Raw genomic sequence first — 18,458 nt, 5'->3', positions numbered from 1 at the left:
AGGCGAGCGTGGGCCCGGTCTGCGAGTCCTCCCCCCCCATTGAGCCGGATGCCCTCCGGCTCCAGCACCACGCCCGTCGTCGTCACGCGCGCCCCATAGATGCGGTTTCCATTTCCCCGGCCGTCCTGCCACACCACCAGGTAGTTCTGGCCGTCGAAGGCCACCGCTGGCGACATCCGGATACGCCGCGGCCTCCACCACCTCCGCGGGCACCTCCATCAGCACCTGGCCTGCCTCGTACCGCACCCTCACGGGTGTGCTCGAGCCCCTCGCATCGGTCCACGTCGCCGCGCCGTAGCGGACGCCCAGGCCGCTCGCATCCGCGAAGTGCAGACCCAAGGCCGTCTCGCCGACGAAGGGCAGCCCCTCCACCCTCAGCCGCACGGTCAGCGGCCCAGCCCCACCGGGACGCCGCGCGAACGTCCAGCTCTGCCGCACTCCCTCCTCACCATTGCGCAGCCGCTCCACCACAGCCCCACGGGCGATGGACAGGCTGCCATCCTCGGAGACTCCGGCGTTCCCGGGGGGCGTCAGCAGGCGGCCACCTCGCTCGAGGGAGCCCGTCTCGATGCGCAGGGGAGCGCTCTGCAGTTGCCCCAGCTCCGCCGACTGATGGAAACCGGTGAAGGTCCACGCGCCACTGCCGCTGGCACGCGCCGCGTAGGTGGAGTGGCCGGCGGAGAAGCCCCCCTCCTCCGGGCGCCAGGCAAAGTGAACCCGTCGCATCACCTCGCTGACGTCGAAGGGGGCAGACACGCCTGGAGGATGCTGCCTCTCCGATGCTGACGCCCCGCCCTTCTCTGGCCGCTCGCAGCTCGACAGCACAGTGCCCAGCCCGAGCACACACGCCAGGCCCACGAGCGCAGCGGAGCGCAGGCGGCCATGCCGTGCCCATTCGTGGGAGTGCTCCCCTCCAGCCCCAGCCTCCTCTGGAGAATCCGCGCGGGCACCTCTCCGCACGCCGTGCTCCTGCCGGGTCTGCCGCATCCGCTCTGGCCGCTGCCGCATCATATCTCAGGCTCCTGGGGAGCCCGCTGCTATCCCGACTCGGCGAATTTGCTGCAGACAAAGCCTGCGAACGATAACGGCCACCTGGCAGTTGTCCGTTCTGCCGCCAGCCGTCTCCCTCACGAACCTCCCGCGCCCGCGAGAGGCGGCTGCGCGCGCGGCGGCACTCTCTCCGCCAACGCGTTGGCACGATGCCAACAGATTGGCCCATCGGCTGACAGTTGCGCGGTGCTCCCTTAAGCAGGGCCTCTCACCTCGAAAGGACGCACCCCATGCCGTTCACCCTGCCCGACCTGCCGTACGCGAAGGATGCCCTGGCCCCGCACATCAGCGCGGAGACGCTCGAGTTCCACCACGGCAAGCACCACGCCGCATACGTGACGAACCTGAACAAGCTGCTGGAGGGCAAGCCGGAGGCGCACCAGACGCTCGAGCAGGTCATCCTCGGCAGCGAGGGGGCCGTCTTCAACAACGCCGCCCAGGTGTGGAACCACACGTTCTACTGGCACTGCATGAAGCCGAACGGGGGCGGGCGCCCCACAGGAGAGCTGGCGGAGGCCATCGTCCGGGACTTCGGCTCGTTCGAGCGCTTCCGCGAGCAGTTCGCCAACGCCGCCGCGACGCAGTTCGGCTCCGGCTGGGCCTGGCTGGTGCTGGAGAAGGACAAGCTCGCCGTGACGAAGACGGGCAACGCGGACCTGCCGATGAAGCACGGACAGAAGGCCCTGTTGACCCTCGATGTGTGGGAGCACGCGTATTACGTGGACTTCCGCAACGCCCGGCCCAAGTACATCGAGACGTTCCTGGAGAAGCTGGTGAACTGGGACTTCGTCGCCCAGAACTTCAAGGGCCGCTGAGCCGCGCGTCCCAGAGCTCTGTGTACGGCTGGGGAATCGACGTTCCCCAGCCTGTGGACCTGGGCTTCACGACGGTACGGCGTCAGTCGTAGTCGTTCGTCAGGAGACCGACGTTCGAGGTCGGCAGCGTGTAGCCGTAGCTGTAGAGGGTCTGGTTGTAGGTGCTCCAGGTCGACCAGTTCGTGCACGTGAGGCCCATGTCCGTATACCCCGGCCTGCACTGGACATGGCAGCTGCTGCCATCATCGCGGTCGCCGGTTTTGCACTGGCTGTGCCACCAGGTGGGGACGTCGTTCGACCACTCGGCCGCCTTCATCGAGCAGTTCGGCCCGCTCTGCGTCGGATGGGTGCTGACGCCGTCGCGTCCCCACGCGAAGCCGCCCTGTCGATCGGCGGCGATCCAGTCCGACGGGTCCACCTCGGTATCGAGGCTCACCAGGTTGGACCAGCTGTTCAGGTGCAGTCCCGTGGAGTTGTTGCGGTACTCCTCCCAGACCAGGCAGGAGGTGCTGCTGCCGCCCTGCTCGAAGAACGCAGCGTGGGAGTTCTTCCCCACGTACACCACGGGGTGCGTGCCCTCCTCCAGCGAGAAGCCGTTCCGGTTCGCCAGCCGCGTGTACGACTTGCCGTGCATCGCGAAGGTGACGGCCGCGATCCTGGACTGGTCCTCGCTCAACGTCACCACGACGTTCTCCCAGTCACCGTTGTGCGAGCCACTGGTCCCGTCGCAAGGCGCCTGGTAGCCGTAGAACCACCAGTACTTGATCCGCACCTGCGCTCCGCACGAGATCACCTGGTAGTACGTGGGGATCTGTCCCGTGCCCAGCGTCGACGCGTCGGTGTTCTCGAGGCGGGAGGACGACCCGGTCTTGACGATGGTGTCGTAGAACGTCTGCGCCGCCATGGGGTAGCCGTGGCCGGAGCCGTCGAACCGCAGCCGCGGCGCGAAGCGCTGCGCCAGTGCATAGGAAGACCCGATCTGCTCCACCCGGACGCCGGACGTCAGGTCGTTGAAGTCCAACCCCACCCAGCCCGTGTCCTGGGTGTAGACCCGCTGCTCGCCAGCGAAGTATGCGTCCGAGTACAGCGTGACCTTGTAACCGGCGGGGACCCGGAGCGAGCTGAGGGTGTCGTTCCCAATGGTCAGATCCCAGATGTCGTACCAGCCGACCTGCAGCGTCTGGGACAGGCCCTGGTAGTAGCTATCCGAGTGGATGGTCACGGGGGCCGCGAGCCGAAGCTCCTCTTGCGCCTGGGAAGGGCTCTCCGGCGGCATGGACGTCTCGGGAAGGGGGCCGCACCCGCTGGCCAGCGCGGAGAGGCTCAACATAAGCCCACCCAGCTTCGAGGCAGAGGTGGGGGATGGCCGGACGAAAGAGCGAGAAGGAGACTTCAGGGGTTTCATGGGACACACCTTTCCAGGCAACCTGCGAGGTAGGAGGGACAGACAGAGCCAGGGGGATGGAGACCCCGGGCCTCGGGGTCTCCGGACTGCGACTTCCGGATTTTGTGGGGTTCAACCGTTTTCCGCGTGCTTCAGGGATAGAGAGAAAATGAGCGAAATAATCGGGTCAACGACACGACGAGTTCTTCCGCTGGCCATGTGGCTCTGGGGATGTGGCGGAGGTTCCTCGCAGGGCCCGGATGCCGGTGAGCAGCCCCATCCACCTCCTTCGATCATCGTTGGGGTGGACGTGACCACCGACGAGGGTCCCGTCCACGGAAGCCTCGCGTCCGAGCTGGTCGTGTTCAAGGGCATCCCTTACGCCGCTCCGCCCACGGGCGCCCTGCGCTGGGCTCCGCCCGTGCGCCCCCAGCCCTGGACCACCCCGAGACAGGCCACCGAGTTCGGCCCCGCGTGTCCCCAGAACCGGAACCTGACACCCCAGGACGAGGACTGCCTCTCCCTCAATGTCTGGGCACATCCCCAGGGCCCGGCGCGTGCCGTCCTGGTGTGGATCCACGGGGGCGGCTACGTCGAGGGAGCCTCGAGAGAGGGCTGGTACGACGGTGCGGAGCTCGCCCTCCGCGAGGACCTGGTCGTGGTGTCGGTGAACTACCGGCTGGGCGCGCTCGGCTTCCTCGCGCTCCCCCAGCTCACCGCGCCGGACACGGGCACGGGCAACTGGGGACTGAGGGATCAAATCGCCGCGTTGCAGTGGGTGCGCCGCAACATCGCCGCGTTCGGAGGAGACCCCGCCCGGGTGATGATCGCCGGAGAGTCCGCGGGCGGCGCCTCAATGGCCGCCCTGCTGGCCTCACCCCTGGCGCAGGGCTTGTTTCAGCGGGCCGCGGTGCAGTCAGGGACCTATCGGCCGGTGCTGGCCCGGGAAGAGGCCGTGGGCGCTTTCCCGTCCGCCTATTCCGTGGGGCTCGTGACGGCGGTGGGGCTGGGGTGTACCCGTGGGGACATCGCAGCGTGTCTGCGCGGCAAGACGACCGCCCAAGTGCTGGAGGTCCAGTCCCATTACACCCCGGTGTCCGAGATGGGCTTTCCCCTGCTTCCCATCCTGCCTGTGGTCGACGGCGTCGTGCTGACGGGACGGCCGCTCGCTCAGGTGCGCTCGGGCGCGGGTGACGTGCCGATGGTGGTGGGCGCCAATGACGCCGAGCTGAGCTTCGTGATGGCGGCCCTGGGTGTGGTGGGCAACGCGGGCGACTTCGGCCGCTACGTCGACTACATAGGGGCCTCGGCGCGGAAGGAGCCGCTCACCGCGCTCTACCAGCCGTCCGTCGTGGGCGAGGTGGCGGCCGCGACGGCGCTGGGGACGGATGTCTCGTTCACTTGTCCCGCGCTCAAGTTGGCCACGGCGAGTGCCACCGCGGGCTCCGCTCCCGCGTACCTCTACCGCTTCGCCCACGCCCTCCCCAATGGAGTCCTGGCCCCCCTGGGCGCCGTCCATGGCACCGATATCCTCTACCTGTTCGGGCGGTTCGAGCAGGTAGGAACCACGCCGACCCAGGTGGATCTGGAACTGTCCGCGCGGGTGCAGGGCGCTTGGGGCTCGCTGGCGCGCACAGGAGTGCCGACGACCCAGCCAGCGTGGCCCGCCTTCACTCCGGACGGTTCGTTCCTCACCTGGGAGTCACCGGGCTCCACGGAGACGACGTGGCGCTCTGGGCGCTGCGCCCAATTGGATGCCCTGGGCCTGCTGCCCGAGTAGCGAGAACCCTTGCGCGGGCCGATGGAAGCCAGGCCCGCTGAGCGCCGTGCTGGGAAGTCTTAACGGAAACCGCGTTCGACCGATGGATCGCTTTCGCCAGAAGCTCGGAGCGGCGGGTTCGAATGCCGCCGCTTCCAAGCCGAGCAACCCGCCGCTTTCAAGGCGCCGCCCTCTGAGAACGGGGGCTGCGCTTGCATTCTCGGGACCAAATCCGGTTTTTGGGACCAAAAAAAGACCAAACCGGAGCGTATAGGCCGCGTATAGGCAGGATAGAGGCCATGCAGGGCCGGAGCCACAAGAAGCGAGCCCACCGCCTGAGGCAGCGGAGAATGGGGAAGCGAAGAAGGAGCGGACGCCGCGACTTACGCTCTTGTTCGGTGCTTCTCTCGAAGAGGGTTAGCGCTTCTCGCTATCGAGCGCGGCCATGTGCGCGGCTGGGTAGCGGGTGCCCGCGATCGCACCGCGCGGCGCGATCGCCTCGACCTCGGCGAGGTGCTCCGCGGTCAACGGCTTCGCAGCGAGCGCTTCGTCCAGTTGCTGGAGCGTGCGCATGCCCAGCGTCGGCACGAACCGCGGCTGCTTGCCGAGCACCCACCCGATCGCAAGCTGACCCGCCGTGATGCCCCAACGCTTCGCGAGGCCCTGGAGACCGGCGACGATCTGAGCGTTCGCCTCACGATTCGCACCGGCGAACCGCGGCATGTGGGCGCGCGAGTCGTCGGCGCCAATCGGGTTGGCCGCGAGCAGTCCGCGCGACAACACGCCGTACAGCGACGGAGCGTGTGGGTGCTTTCAAACGACATACCCGAGGGGTGCGCCGGGTGACCTGGCGCTCCGGACCTGCCAGAGCGGTAAGCGCCTCCAGCAGGACTGAAGCTCTGTTGAGAGGTGACGGACGGGAGCGGAGGGGCCGGCGCCTTGTCGATGAGGCTGGTGCTGTGCTCAGCAACTCGATTGCACGCACTGTCCACTGCAACTGTAGACACAGTCGACGAGCGACTGACAGGACACCCACCACCAAGCATCGTTGTCATAGCACGAGCCGCCGCTTCCGCCGCTCGCGCAGGAGGAACTCAGTAGATATTGATAATGGAAATAAGTGCCCTCCCAACACATGGGCGGTAACTGGGTTCCAACGCTGCACCAACCGCCATGATAGACGTATTGGCCATAACCGCCACCCGTGATCCACATCTGCCCCTGAGTCCCGGCTCGCGGATCGCACGTAATCGTCAAGCGCGAGGTCGCGGATGCGGTCCAGCCTGCTGCGTCACGGCACACGACGTTCCAACTATAGCTGCCGGGCTCCAGGCCTGTGACGGTGCCCCAGTCGTGCGAAGGGTTGAAGTTCGGAATGGAGTACCAGACGGAGCCGTTCCGGTATGCCGTCAGGTCGCATGACACAGCGTTGGTAGAGGTATACCTGAGTGTGAATGGCGTGTTTGCAGTCAGTATGAGGCTCCCGTTGACCTGGCCGTTGATGTGAAACGTGGCAGAGGGCGGCACCGTCCACGTCCAGGCCGAGACCGTTGGCATGCTGCTCTCGAGGTGCGATTTCATGTCGCGCTCATTGGCGACCCCCAGCGGATGGCCCAGGTACGTATGGGTGGGGTCGGGATTCGACCAGCGAATCAGCCGCACGCACGTGGCCGAACGACCCGTGAACGGGCACTGGACGTACCCGCCCATCACCGTCATCCACGTGCCATCGGCTGCGACGACGGGTCGCGCGCTGCCCGCGGTGTCCTCGTGGTCGCCGCCGAATACGTGACCGATCTCGTGGAGGGCGGTCAAGTCGCCCAACGAGTAGTCATCCGTGGAGAGCGCGAAAGGGTTGTCCCGTTCGAATTTGCGGGCCACGCCACCCACCCGTCCGAAGTCACCGTCGCCCGATGCGGTCGGATCCTCCTGCACCAGCAAGAAGGCGATGTTCGCGTTGGTGTTGGCCATGGCGGCATTGATGTCCGTGAACGGGGCGGCTCGACTTCTCATCGCATCGAGGATCATCGTCTTGCTTTGCCCGTTGAAGTTGGCCGCGACCTCCTGGACACCCGCGATCGTGAGATAATTGTTGCCCGCGACCCCGCTGAGGCTCAGCGAGTAGTTGAAGGCCGTGACGATGTTTGCGGCCTGGGCGCTCGCGTTCGTGACGTTGTTCGCGTGCAGGAACAGCACGCGCACGTTGCCCGTGCCCGTGGACAATGACGTGCGCAAGGGCTGATCCATGCTCCTCGGCGCCTCCGAGAGCTGCCGCGGCTGCCCCAAGGCCGGCTCATCCTTGGGCAGCAGGGTCCGATCGATCGTCCGGATCAAGTGCTGGTCCGAGCGGGTGTGCGGCTCCACGAGCCAGGCGTGCTTCCCTTGCCGGATCGAGCCCACCAGCTTGCCGGCTTCGATAGAGAGCGTGAAGTCGGAGGTCTCGTCGTCCGCGAGGTGCCCCGAGAGGGTCGTGACGCCGGGCAACAGCTCTCGCACGCTCTGAATCACGAGCACGGCCTGACCCGCGCCGGGTAGCGCGAGCTGCACCTTGCGCCCAGCCGAGAGCCCAGCGGTCATTCCACCCACGTCGATGGTCTCCAGGTGCGCGCTCCTCACGGCATCCTTGAGCCCGTGTCGAGCGGCATCGCGGTCGCTCTCCGTGAGCTCCCGACCCGGCGCCTGCGCCTCGAGTTCGGAATCGAGGCATCCCATCAGGCACATACTCACCAGCAACGAAGACACATAGACGATTCTCATTGTTTCCAACCCCCTCGACTCGTTGATGACCAGGCACCGGTCGCGGACCTTAGGCCGCGTATAGGCAGGATAGAGGCCATGCAGGGCCGGAGCCACAAGAAGCGAGCCCACCGCCTGAGGCAGCGGAGAATGGGGAAGCGAAGAAGGAGCGGACGCCGCGACTTACGCTCTTGTTCGGTGCTTCTCTCGAAGAGGGTTAGCGCTTCTCGCTATCGAGCGCGGCCATGTGCGCGGCTGGGTAGCGGGTGCCCGCGATCGCACCGCGCGGCGCGATCGCCTCGACCTCGGCGAGGTGCTCCGCGGTCAACGGCTTCGCAGCGAGCGCTTCGTCCAGTTGCTGGAGCGTGCGCATGCCCAGCGTCGGCACGAACCGCGGCTGCTTGCCGAGCACCCACCCGATCGCAAGCTGACCCGCCGTGATGCCCCAACGCTTCGCGAGGCCCTGGAGACCGGCGACGATCTGAGCGTTCGCCTCACGATTCGCACCGGCGAACCGCGCGAAGTGGCCGGCGTCCAGCCTGCCTGGATGCTCACCACGAGGCGCGCGCCGACGTTGGCCCGCGTCTGGCGCGCCTGGACGCGCCAGGAGGCCCGGAGCGCGCACCACGAGGCGCGCGTCGACGTGGCCCGTCTGGCCCGCCTGGACGCGCCAGGAGGCCCGTAACGCTCACTGCGAGGCCCGCGTCGACGCGACCAGCGGTGGGGCCAGCGGTGGGCCAGCGGTGGCCCCGGTGAAAGTCCCGGGAAGCACCGGGCTCAGCGCCGGTAAAACGTATCTGTTCGCCGTGCCCCGTCGTGACGAGGTGCTCCCCGGTGTGACACCTCATGGGCTCCAGACGAGGAGGAGTCCATGGAGAAGGAGTTGGAGCAGTTCCGGCAAGAGGTGGAGCGACTGAGGGCCGGGAGGCAGAAAGGCTCGTTGCCCTACCCCGAGGTGCTGAGAGCGTTCGCGGTGCGGTACGTGGCGCATGTGCTGGAGACAGGCGGGACGTTTGAGGCAGCGGCCACGGCGCTTGGAGTCTCGAAGCCGACGCTGCAAGCCTGGAGGAAGGGCAAGCCAGCGGCGCATCGGAGAGCCAAGGCGGGTGCGGAGCCGCAGGGATTGGTACCCGTGGTGGTGTCCGAGCCGAAGAAGCCGGGACGGCCGGCGGTGGCGCAGGCCGCCGTGGCGCAGGCCGGGCCGTTGGCGGTGGTGGCACCCGGGGGCTTTCGGGTGGAGGGGTTGAGCCTGGAGGCCGCAGCACAGTTGCTGCGGAAACTGGGGTGCTGACGCTCACCCGAGCGGTGCGGGTGTTCGCGTGTGCAGCACCGGTGGACATGCGCAAGGGGTTTGACGGGCTCAGCGCGCTGGTGGAGCAGCAGTTGGGAGGGCAGGTGCTTAAGGGGGACGTGTTCCTGTTCGTGGGCAGAAGCCGTCGCCGGGCCAAGGTGCTCTACTTCGATGGGACGGGGCTGGTGCTGCTGACCAAGCGGCTGTTCCAGGGGAGGTTTGCCCGGCCCTGGCCGGACAAAGGAGCCGCCTCGGTGGAGCTGACGGTGGCCGAGTTGTCGCTGTTTTTGGAGGGCTGCGAGCTGGCGGGGCGCTGGAAGCTGTCGCCTCCCGCGTTCGACGAAAAAACCCTGGCGGTGGGCAGCCCTCCGTAGCACCTGTAGAGTAGGATGGTGCCGATAGACGAATTAGCAGACTTGGACACGGCCAAGCAGGTCGCCCGGCTGCTGCAGGCCGAGAATGAGCGGCTGCACCGGCGGCTGGAGGAGCTGGTGGCGGAGAATGCGCGGCTCAAGGGCAAGGAGGCACAGGTGCTGCTGCAGCGCGAGCTGCAAAAGCTTCAAGAGCAGGTGGCGCTGATGCAGCAGCAGCAGTTCGGCGCCTCCAGCGAGAAGCGAAAGGTGTCGCCTCCGTGGGAGCCAGGGCACAGCTCGCAGCAGCCCCAGGGCCATGGTCCCCGTGCTCAGCCCGAGCTGCCTGTCCAAGAGGTGCTGCTGCCGTTGGACGAGGCCGACCAGCTCTGTGGCCTGTGTGGCTCTGCGCTGCACGAGTGGAAGGGGCAGACCGAGGACAGTGAAGAAGTCACCGTGGTGGAGCGCCAGTTCGTGCTGCGCAAGCTGCACCGCCAGAAGTACCGCTGCCCTCAAGGGTGCGCACCGGTGACGGCGCCTGCCCCGCCTCGGCTGGTGGAGGGAGGCCGCTACTCGGTGGAGTTTGCCGTCCACGTGGCCCTGCAGAAGTATGCCTTTCACCTGCCCCTGGCACGCCAGCAGCGCATGTTCCTGCGTGAGGGCTTGGTGGTGGAGCGACAGACGCTGTGGGACCAGATAGAGGCGTTGGCCCGTCACCTGAACAAGAGCGACGAGGCGCTGCTGGCCGAGGTATTTACCTCGCCGCTCATCCACGCCGATGAGACGCTGTGGTACCTGTTGGACAAGGGCCCCGGCAAGAAGTGGTACGCGTGGACGGTGGCCTCCCCGGACGCGGTGTACCACCGGATTCTGCCCAGCCGCTCGGGGGCCACCGCCAAGACGGTCCTCGGAGACTTCAAGGGCGTCGTGCTGGTGGATGGGTATGCGGCCTACCAGACGGCGACGAAGTCCGGCGCGGACGGGCCGGCCCCTGCGACTCTGGCGTTCTGTTGGGCGCACGTGCGGCGCAAATTCGTGGAGGCGCTCAAATTCGAGCCGACCTGCGCGCACGTGCTGGAACTCATCGGTCAGCTGTATGCCCTTGAAGAAGACTTGCCGGACTGGCATGCCCTGGAAGGGACGGCACAGCAGGAGGCGCTGGCCCATCGGCTCGCCGTGCGTCAGCAGCAGTCGGCCCCCCTCATCGAGCAAATCAAAGCGTGGGCCCTGTCCCAGAAGGCGCTGCCCGAGAGCACCTTTCGCAAGGCCCTGGAGTACATGCTGGAGTTGTGGAGCGGGCTGACGGTCTTCCTGCACAACCCGCGGGTGCCGCTGGATAACAACCCCGTGGAGCGCCAGATGCGAGACGTGGTGCTCGGCCGCAAGAACCACTACGGCAGCAAGTCCCAGCGCGGCACCGAGGTAGCTGCTCTCTTCTACTCGCTCATCGAGACGGCCAAGCTGCGCGGGGAGGATCCGGGCGACTACCTGTTGCGCGCGGCCCGGGCCGCCATCGAGAATCCGGGCACCGTCACTCTTCCTCAAGGCTACGACTGACGCTCGCTCGCCCCTGGCCAGCAGCCCTGCTCGACCGCCTGCCCTCTACGGGGATCGGCGAACTGATACGAGAAGTCGGGACACCGGTGAAGGAGGTTGCCGGGAGGCTCCCACCTGGGACGGCTGTATTGGTGCGCCATACCCCTGGGGCGGAGCACGGCAAAGTTCCTAGCGTCTTCCTGCCGGTAGCAATGCTGGAGTGGGAGCCTGGGGGCGAAGAGGCCTTGGAAGCAGCAGGGTGGGACGTCCTCTTCGTAGAGGGAAAATCGGAGGGCGTAGTGGAGCCGGTGATGACTCGCCGTCCGCTACGCAGGGGAGGCCGTGGCGGGCTGGGCGTACGTACACAACCTCCACTCCTCAACCCTCGGCCCACACGAGAGGAGATTGCGGCGAGGCGGCGACAAACTGAGGAGTACCACCTGGTTCAACAGGCGCGGGAGCGATACTTCCAGTCGGTAGCAGATGCAAGAGCCCGTTACCCGAATCTCCAGGGGTATCAATAGCACCACTTCATTCCCATGTACCTTGGAGGGCCGAGAGCAGGAGCGACGTACCGGCTTCAGTCCGCCTATCACCAGTCCATGACCCAGGAGTTCCGGAGGCAATGGCCGTATGGCCAGGGCCAGCCCCCCCAGAGCGGCTCCAGCAGATCCTCTTTGAGGTCTACTCTCGATACCCCATCCCTCAGCTCATTGGCATCAACCCCTGAGAGCCATGCGAGAGACCATCGAATTTCGAGTTCCTGCGGGCCATGCGGACATGTTCCTTGAGCCTGGGCTGGGGACCCTGTTGGGAGACAGCGTCCGGAAGATCGTGCTTCCGATGGATGATCCTCGCGTCAAGTTCATTGCTGATCTTGACCGTGAGTTCTTGAAGAAAGGTAAAGCATTCTTCACGTACTCACACATCTCCAGGCACTACACGCGAAAGGAGTTGGATACCGCAGAGGTACTCCAACTGATCATCCGCCCAACGTTCGAGCCGCCAGGCGAGATGTGCGGGACAAAGTACGACGATGCGGCGGCATGCCCTCACTGCGGAGCAGGGGCACCGCAATTGACGGATCTCCACTTGGATGTGCCGCACATCCCCAAGAAAAAGGATCTGGCTGTCACCATTGCGGGAGAGATCGTCGTCTCGGCCCGGCTGACCGAGGCTCTGCGCAAGCACGGCATCACCGGAGCGGAATACCGGCCGGTCAGGCACAAGACAGGGAAGCTGGCTGAGGAGTGGCGTCAGCTTGTCGTCACCTCGAAGCCAGTGGACATCGTTCCCCCCACCCGCGTGGGAGATGATCCCTTCAACCTGGATCAGCAGGGTCGGCACCGGTGCCCTCGAAAGCATGTCGCTGGGCTCAACCGCATCTCGGAGTTGTGGTTGAAGCAGGAAGGGCAGGATGGGAGCGATTGGGTGCGAACACGGCAACTCATCGGGGCCTGGCAGGGCGTGCTACGGCCGAGGGAGCAACTGCTCATCTCGCCCCGGCTCTACCGTCTGTTGCTGACGCTGAAGGCCAAGCGCTTCGAGATAGAAGTGGCTCACTGGACCACGCCGCGCCCCAGTTCAGCTACAGCTCGGCTCCAGAGCTGATGCTCACCGCTGCCAAGCGGCGCGACCCGGCCCGCGAGCAGCTACAGCGGCTGCACGAAGAACCAGAGGAACAGCTCCCCGCGCTTGACGGCCGCGTTGGGCTGCAACGTCAGCGTGCAGTTGTTGCCCGAGCGCGTGAAGCTCTCGCCCGTCTTGTCCCCGTACAGCCCGTACCACGTGCACGCAAAGCCCGCGGGCGGCGTGTAGGTGAAGGACTGGCTGGTGGCGCTCAGCGAGACACGCTGCCCGAGCACATCGCCGAACCAGAAGCTCGGCTCGACACAGTCCCAGCGCGAGTTGAGCAACTGCGCGTTGTTCACCCGCGTCGTCGAGCCCGTGATGAACGGCTTGCCCGCACACGGCCCCTGCGTCACCCGGTTGGCCCCCATCGCATCCGAGCCGTCGATCGCCACCGCCCCACTGACTTTGTAGGCCAGCGTCGGCTTCACGTAGAACCACAGGAACAAATCCCCCGGCGTGCCCAGGGTGATGCTCAGCGTGCAGTTGTTGCCCGACTTGCTGAACGTGTGGCTCGCGTAAGGGCCGTACAAGTCATACCCGTCACACGTGTAGCCCGCTGGCGGCTTGAACGTGAACGCCTGCGTGGCCGCGTTGGGGCTCAGCGGCCGCCCGAGGTTGGAGCCGAACCAGAAGTTGGGCTCCGCGCAGTCCCAGCTCGCCGTGCCCAGCTCGCTGTTGGTCACCGCGAGCGTCGCCCCTTCTGGATCCGGGGTGGTGAAGGGCTGGCCCGTGCAGGGGCCCTTCGTCAGCCGGTTGGGCCCCACCATGTCGCTGCCGGAGATGCCCACCGCCCCCGTGAAGGTGTACGACAGGGTGTTGAGGAAGTCCTCGAAGACCTGCTTGCGGTGCGGCAGGAAGACGTCGGTGAGCGCCGGGGAGATGACGAAGCGGTTGCCCCCATCCGGGCTCGGCTCGCGCAGCTGCTCGCTCACGTGGGTGAAGCCCAGCGAGTTGGGCCAGGGAATGGTGCTGCCCGAGCCGGTGCGAAAGCCCAGATCCCGCCCATTGCTGAGCTGGTGGCAGCCGGCGCACGAGAGCGCCTGGGCCCGGCGGACAATGTGGTCGGGCGTCAGCGTGCTTCCGATGCTGGTGAGCTTCGACTGGATGCTGGTGCGGAAGGCGCTCGCGCCGCCGAAAATCGAGTCGTAGTCCGTGTCACCCCCGAACTCCACCTCGCTCTGGCCGCTGTTGAACTTGTCGGCGACGACCATGTTGAAACGGTTGATGTCGTTGAGGGCCAGCCGCGACACCTCCGTGGCGAGGAAGGCGGCACGGAAGTCATCCGCCAGCGCGTGCGGCGAGGCCGGATCGAACAGCGTGCCCGCCGGGTTGGTCTTGTCCGTGGCCGGCATCCACCGCAGCGTGCAAGAGGTGCCACACGTCTTCTTCAGCTTGAACTCGCGCAGGTTCCACGTGGAGTCCATGAACTGGTTGGTGCGCAGCTGCCCCGTGGCTCCCGTGGCGCGGTTGCCGTAATTGTCCAGGTGGATGACGGGCAGGAAGCCGGCGAGGCCCGTGAAGTAGAAGTTGCGCAGCGCCGTGGCCCGGTCCGCGCTGGTGCGGGTGGGCGTCGACAGGCCGGCCCAGAACTCCACCACCGGGCGGCACCCCTCCAGCCCCTGTTCCGGGTGCGGGTTGGGCAGCACCGCCTCGAAGATGAGGAGGTTGCGGCCAAAGCCTCCCCGCTTCCCGAAGGCGATGCGGTACTCGCCGCAGTTGGCTCCGCTGGCAGGCGCCAGATCGAAGCGGTTGAACAGCCCGATGGGGATGTACGCCTGGGCATTCGTCGTGGGGTTGGAGAAGGGATCGATCTGCGTCTCCAGTCCTTCAGCGCGCGGGCAGTCGATGGGATAGCCGTTGAAGATCGGCTGCAGCGCGCCATCGCGCACATCGTCGCAGTGGGGCCCCAGGTTCAGCCCCGGCGCCGGGTTCTGCGTGTCCCACAGCTGGCGGAAGAGCGTCATCCGGTCCACCCCGGCCACCCCCGCCTGCGTCACCAACTGCTGCATCACGCTCTGGAAGCTGAACTGCGCCAGGATGCTCTCATCCGTCACCGCCAGCGAGCGGCGGGGATCAATCGTCCGCGGCGATGAGGACAGCAGCGCCTGCGAGGACGTGCCGATGCCGCCACGCTCGGAGTGCAGCGCCTCCTCGGGAGCCACGGCGGGGAGCACCTCGGGTGGGGCACTGTCACACCCCGCCGCCAGGAGACAGAAGCTCAACCCGAGGACCGCGAACGAAACCCGCTGGAGGTGCATGAGTTTCCTTTCCAGGCGAATTTATGCACCAACACGGTCCAAACACCAGCAATAGCTGTAAATCGTGATTTCTTCGACACTTCTGAATGGGGTTCGATCCGGCAGTGGGCGGCGGTGTTCGTCCTGGTCCCTGGTGACAGGCAAAGCCGGAGCCAAAGCCAAACAGGTCCCCGATGTGCTGGAGGCCGCGGGCCGACTGTAGCCCTCTGCCGCTCCCCCGGCACGAGCCGCGCGTCCCCCTCGTGGCCCGTCCAAAGAGGATGACGGAAGCGGCGCTCTGGATCGATCTCGCCAGAAGCTCCGCGCAGAGGGTTCGATTCCCGCCGCCTCCATCCCGAGAAGCCCAGCAATCTGAATCGTGGCGTGACCCATCCACTCTTGAAACACGTAAGAGCCGCACAGGTGGCGGTGGGCCTTGAGTGCTTCCGCTATCAGTCGGCGACTGAAGTAGAGGCCGATCTGCGGGCGGGCCTTGCTGCGCTGGGAGCCCCCTACGGGCCCAAGGAGGCGCTAGACGAGGTGCTGATCTCTCTGACGGGGGCCAGCATGAGCCGGGGCGTTCTCGGGCCCACGAGCGAGAACCAGCTACCGCCCAACATGGTGACGGAAGAGGACATCATCAACGAGCGGGGCGGGACCACCTCGCTACCCGCCGCGCCCTCTCTCACGCTCCCCGCAGGCCCTGCTTCGGCGTCGGCCGCACCTCGTGGCTCGCCTGATTGGCCGGCACGACGACGGGGTACAGCGAACTGATACTGCCCATCCCCTTGGGTCCTGAGGTACCGTGGGCGCCATGTCCAATGGCTTCATCTGGTCCAGCGAGGACGAACCGCACGCCGCGCGGCGGCGCGAGCTGCTTCGCACGCATCCCGAGATCAAGGAACTCTACGGCCCGTGCTCGCGCACGAAGTACGTCTGCACGCTGCTCGTCGGGCTGCAACTCTCGCTCGCCTTCCTGCTGCGTGACGCGCCCTGGTGGCTGATTGTTCTGGTCGCCTATGCGGTGGGCGGAGTGATCAACCAGGCGCTACTCCTGGCCATTCACGAGCTCTCTCACAATCTCGCGTTCCGCAAGCCCTGGCACAATCGCGTGTTCGGCGTCTTCATCAATCTGCCCGTGGGTGTGCCGGTCTCAGAAACGTTTCGCTACTACCACCTGCGCCATCACAGCCATCAGGGTGACGAGCGGCTCGACACGGATATACCGACGGAGTTCGAGGCGCGCTTGCTGCGCCATCGCGCAAGCAAACTGCTCTGGCTCGCTTGCCAAGGCTTTGCCTACGCGCTCCGCCCGCTGTTCGTGGATCCCAAGAAGCCGGGGGCTTCCGAGATCGCGAACCTCCTCGTGCAGGTCGCGTTCAACGTGGCCGTGTTCTATTTTTGGGGCGGCAAAGCGCTTGCCTATCTGCCGATCAGTTCACTGATCGTCATGGGGCTCCATCCGATTGCCGGACACTACATCTCGGAGCACTACGTCTTCCGCGAAGGGCAAGAGACCTACTCGTACTACGGGCCGCTCAACGTGCTCGCGTTCAATGTCGGCTACCACAACGAGCACCACGACTTCCCCTACGTTCCTGGCTCGCGCCTGCCGAAGCTACGAGCGATGGCGCCGGAATTTTACGACGGTCTCCTGGCGCACCAATCGTGGACGGCGACGCTTTGGAACTTCGTCATGCGCCCCAGCCTGGGCGGTTACAGCCGCATCAAGCGGCGCGTGGAGCGGCGGCGGGACTAGCGCCCAGACTCCTGCCGCACACCTGATGGGAGGGCGGCCTGACGAGTCCTGGTAGCCGCCGCGAGCGCCGCGGAGAGCATACGCTCCGCATCGCTCGAGGCCTCGCTCCACCGCGCCGCCACCATTCCATCGGGACGGATCAGGGAGGCGCCCGAGGCTCCCACGCCATAGGTGCTCTGCCAGCCGTCGACACGGTGGGCCTGGAGCGGAAGCCCCGCGCGCTTCGAGAGGGCCTCGCTCGCATCGAGCCAGCTCCGGTCCCCCGCCAGCAGGACGAAGCCTCCGCCAAACAGATCGATCGTCGACACCGGGCCTTCCTCCGACGAGAGCCACACGTGCGGCGCGCGCGTGCCGGGCTCACCGTTGAGGGTCAACATCCGAGGGAGCGGCTCATCGGAGCCATAGCGATAGCCGAAGATGATCACCCTGGCACTGACGGCCCCGTCGTCCTCCGGCATCGCGGCTCCCTTCTCGAGACGCAGCGCGAGGAGGGTGGCCTGGTTCGCGGTCGCTGCGGCGACCGGGCGGCGCTCGGAGTCATAGGTCTCCAGCAGCGACGGCCCGGCCTGTCCCTTCAGCACGGCCGCGAGCTTCCAGGCCAGGTTGGCCGCGTCCTGGATGCCGGTATTGGCGCCGTGCCCTCCCGTGGGCGGCATCTGGTGCGCTGCATCCCCCGCCAGGAACACGCGGCCCGAGGAGAAGCGCTCCGCCACCCGCTCCGCCGCCTCCCACGGAAACGTGCCCAGGAGCGTCGGGACAAGCTCCGGCAGCCCCGTGGCAAGGCGGATGAGACGCGTCCAGCGCTCCTCGGTGAAGTCCGCGGGTGTCTCTCGCGAAACGTCGAACCGGGTGGCGTAAATCCACCGGTCCTTCACGTCCGTGGCCACCATGACGCCGCCCGCCTCGGGGTGCTTCAGCACCGCGAAGCCGAACGGGTGTTCCCTTCGCACGGGAGACAGATCCGCGTGAAAGAGGGTGGAGACGTTGTGCCCCAGTGAGCCACGCCCCCGCTGCGCGATGCCGAGCGCCTCGCGAACGGAGCTGCGCACACCATCCGCCGCCACCAGGTAGTCGGTGCGAACCGTGTACGTCTCTCTCGTCGCTCGATCGAGGACCTGAGCGGTCACTCCCTTCACGTCCTGGGTGAACGCCTTCAGTTCGTGGCGGAAGCGCACCTCGGCCTGCTGCTCGCGCGCGGCTCGCAGCAGGATGGGCTCGAGCCTGTCCTGTCCCAGGTAGACGTGCGGACACGGGCTCAGGTCCGACCGATGTGCTCCCGGCGCCGCGGGCATCCAGGACAACACGGGCCCCGCGAGCGTGAGCGCCACCAACTGGCCTCCACCGCCCAGATCGGGAGGCACGCCCCCTACCCGCTCGATCTCCTCTCGCGCGCACGTGGAGCGGAACAGCTCGATGGTGCGCTCGTGGAATCCACGGGCTCGGGGGTGGATGGAGGTGCCCTCGTGCTTCTCGAGGACGAGGGCCTTCACCCCGCGATGCGCCAGGAAGAGCGCCGTCGACAGCCCGACCAAACCGCCGCCGACGATGAGCACCGGGACACGCTCTTCTCGCGAGGTCTTCTCGTGCATGCCTCGGGCCTCTATCAGCTCGGCAGCAGCAGTCCAAACGGGGTGTGCGCTCCTTCCTCGGCTCCTCCACCGTCGCGCCAAAGGCGGGGCTCTCCTCCTCCATCCCCGGCTCCTCCCCCGCTTGAGGGAGCAGAAATGGCCGCACTTTCGCGCCTGGGGCAAAGACGCCGTGGAACCTCGTCAGGTTTGCCCTCGGCGGAGGCACCAGGCTGGTGGCGCTGATCTCCCTCCTCGTCGCCAGCGTCACGGCTCAGGCGTTGGCCCTCGTCTCCGCGATCAGCCCCTGGTTCGCCTGGCTTCACTCTCTCGTCGTCGAGGAG

Annotated in this window: 14 protein-coding genes; 8 read left to right on the top strand and 6 right to left on the bottom strand. The window is 66.6% G+C overall.

Going from position 1 to position 18,458, the window contains the following annotated elements; all coding sequences use genetic code 11:
• The first annotated feature begins 1,280 nt into the window (after positions 1-1,280).
• Positions 1,281-1,865 carry a superoxide dismutase gene (locus DB31_RS19715; RefSeq protein WP_044190243.1) on the top strand — a complete coding sequence of 195 codons (585 nt, stop codon included), beginning with the start codon at positions 1,281-1,283 and terminating at the stop codon, positions 1,863-1,865.
• Positions 1,866-1,947: 82 nt separating this feature from the next.
• Here DB31_RS19715 and DB31_RS44950 read toward each other — a convergent pair whose 3' ends face one another.
• Positions 1,948-3,195, bottom strand: coding sequence for an NPP1 family protein (locus DB31_RS44950; RefSeq protein ID WP_052420112.1), 1,248 nt, complete (start codon positions 3,193-3,195; stop codon positions 1,948-1,950).
• Between the two features lie 271 nt (positions 3,196-3,466).
• Between DB31_RS44950 and DB31_RS19705 the strand changes: the two genes are divergently transcribed.
• Positions 3,467-5,029 (top strand): carboxylesterase/lipase family protein, encoded by a 1,563-nt coding sequence (locus tag DB31_RS19705; RefSeq protein WP_169787077.1) that lies wholly within the window; start codon positions 3,467-3,469, stop codon positions 5,027-5,029.
• A gap of 396 nt (positions 5,030-5,425) precedes the next feature.
• Here DB31_RS19705 and DB31_RS19700 read toward each other — a convergent pair whose 3' ends face one another.
• The 3 genes from DB31_RS19700 to DB31_RS19690 all read right to left on the bottom strand — a co-directional run bounded on the left by DB31_RS19700 (position 5,426) and on the right by DB31_RS19690 (position 8,282).
• Positions 5,426-5,788, bottom strand: a complete 363-nt coding sequence (locus DB31_RS19700; protein WP_240486775.1) for an aldo/keto reductase — start codon at positions 5,786-5,788, stop codon at positions 5,426-5,428.
• A gap of 183 nt (positions 5,789-5,971) precedes the next feature.
• Entirely contained in the window at positions 5,972-7,765 is a 1,794-nt protein-coding gene (locus tag DB31_RS19695) for a hypothetical protein (protein WP_044190241.1), read from the bottom strand.
• A gap of 196 nt (positions 7,766-7,961) precedes the next feature.
• On the bottom strand, positions 7,962-8,282 hold the full coding sequence (locus DB31_RS19690) for an aldo/keto reductase (protein WP_276203635.1): 321 nt from the start codon (positions 8,280-8,282) through the stop codon (positions 7,962-7,964).
• Positions 8,283-8,291: 9 nt separating this feature from the next.
• Between DB31_RS19690 and DB31_RS49650 the strand changes: the two genes are divergently transcribed.
• The 5 genes from DB31_RS49650 to DB31_RS19670 all read left to right on the top strand — a co-directional run bounded on the left by DB31_RS49650 (position 8,292) and on the right by DB31_RS19670 (position 12,532).
• Positions 8,292-8,429, top strand: coding sequence for a hypothetical protein (locus DB31_RS49650; protein ID WP_169787076.1), 138 nt, complete (start codon positions 8,292-8,294; stop codon positions 8,427-8,429).
• A 186-nt stretch (positions 8,430-8,615) separates the two neighbouring features.
• Complete coding sequence (locus DB31_RS19685; RefSeq protein ID WP_044190237.1) at positions 8,616-9,035, top strand: hypothetical protein; 420 nt, start codon at positions 8,616-8,618, stop codon at positions 9,033-9,035.
• Positions 9,029-9,409, top strand: a complete 381-nt coding sequence (gene tnpB / locus DB31_RS19680) for an IS66 family insertion sequence element accessory protein TnpB (protein ID WP_044190235.1) — start codon at positions 9,029-9,031, stop codon at positions 9,407-9,409. Before DB31_RS19685 ends, tnpB begins: the two co-directional genes overlap by 7 nt.
• A gap of 42 nt (positions 9,410-9,451) precedes the next feature.
• Complete coding sequence (tnpC, locus tag DB31_RS19675) at positions 9,452-10,942, top strand: IS66 family transposase (RefSeq protein WP_044190233.1); 1,491 nt, start codon at positions 9,452-9,454, stop codon at positions 10,940-10,942.
• 714 nt (positions 10,943-11,656) lie between these two features.
• Complete coding sequence (locus DB31_RS19670; protein WP_044190231.1) at positions 11,657-12,532, top strand: hypothetical protein; 876 nt, start codon at positions 11,657-11,659, stop codon at positions 12,530-12,532.
• Positions 12,533-12,573: 41 nt separating this feature from the next.
• Here the strand turns inward: DB31_RS19670 and DB31_RS44945 are convergent, their stop codons facing one another.
• Positions 12,574-14,811 carry a hypothetical protein gene (locus DB31_RS44945; protein ID WP_052420109.1) on the bottom strand — a complete coding sequence of 746 codons (2,238 nt, stop codon included), beginning with the start codon at positions 14,809-14,811 and terminating at the stop codon, positions 12,574-12,576.
• A gap of 793 nt (positions 14,812-15,604) precedes the next feature.
• Between DB31_RS44945 and DB31_RS19660 the strand changes: the two genes are divergently transcribed.
• On the top strand, positions 15,605-16,549 hold the full coding sequence (locus DB31_RS19660) for a fatty acid desaturase (RefSeq protein WP_044190230.1): 945 nt from the start codon (positions 15,605-15,607) through the stop codon (positions 16,547-16,549).
• Here the strand turns inward: DB31_RS19660 and DB31_RS19655 are convergent.
• Positions 16,546-18,138 (bottom strand): FAD-dependent oxidoreductase, encoded by a 1,593-nt coding sequence (locus tag DB31_RS19655; protein WP_044190228.1) that lies wholly within the window; start codon positions 18,136-18,138, stop codon positions 16,546-16,548. The genes DB31_RS19660 and DB31_RS19655 overlap by 4 nt on opposite strands.
• Positions 18,139-18,458: the final 320 nt, after the last annotated feature.

The organism is Hyalangium minutum, assembly GCF_000737315.1.
Lineage (GTDB): Bacteria > Myxococcota > Myxococcia > Myxococcales > Myxococcaceae > Hyalangium > Hyalangium minutum.
This window is presented reverse-complemented; position numbering and strand designations above follow the sequence as displayed.

Bases quoted from the DNA above. Each gene is read 5' to 3' on its own strand.
- DB31_RS19715 (WP_044190243.1), top strand. From the start codon at position 1,281: ATGCCGTTCACCCTGCCCGACCTGCCGTACGCGAAGGATGCCCTGGCC.
- DB31_RS44950 (WP_052420112.1), bottom strand. From the start codon at position 3,195: ATGTTGAGCCTCTCCGCGCTGGCCAGCGGGTGCGGCCCCCTTCCCGAG.
- DB31_RS19705 (WP_169787077.1), top strand. From the start codon at position 3,467: ATGTGGCTCTGGGGATGTGGCGGAGGTTCCTCGCAGGGCCCGGATGCC.
- DB31_RS19695 (WP_044190241.1), bottom strand. From the start codon at position 7,765: ATGAGAATCGTCTATGTGTCTTCGTTGCTGGTGAGTATGTGCCTGATG.
- DB31_RS49650 (WP_169787076.1), top strand. From the start codon at position 8,292: ATGCTCACCACGAGGCGCGCGCCGACGTTGGCCCGCGTCTGGCGCGCC.
- DB31_RS19685 (WP_044190237.1), top strand. From the start codon at position 8,616: ATGGAGAAGGAGTTGGAGCAGTTCCGGCAAGAGGTGGAGCGACTGAGG.
- DB31_RS19670 (WP_044190231.1), top strand. From the start codon at position 11,657: ATGCGAGAGACCATCGAATTTCGAGTTCCTGCGGGCCATGCGGACATG.
- DB31_RS44945 (WP_052420109.1), bottom strand. From the start codon at position 14,811: ATGCACCTCCAGCGGGTTTCGTTCGCGGTCCTCGGGTTGAGCTTCTGT.
- DB31_RS19660 (WP_044190230.1), top strand. From the start codon at position 15,605: ATGTCCAATGGCTTCATCTGGTCCAGCGAGGACGAACCGCACGCCGCG.
- DB31_RS19655 (WP_044190228.1), bottom strand. From the start codon at position 18,138: ATGCACGAGAAGACCTCGCGAGAAGAGCGTGTCCCGGTGCTCATCGTC.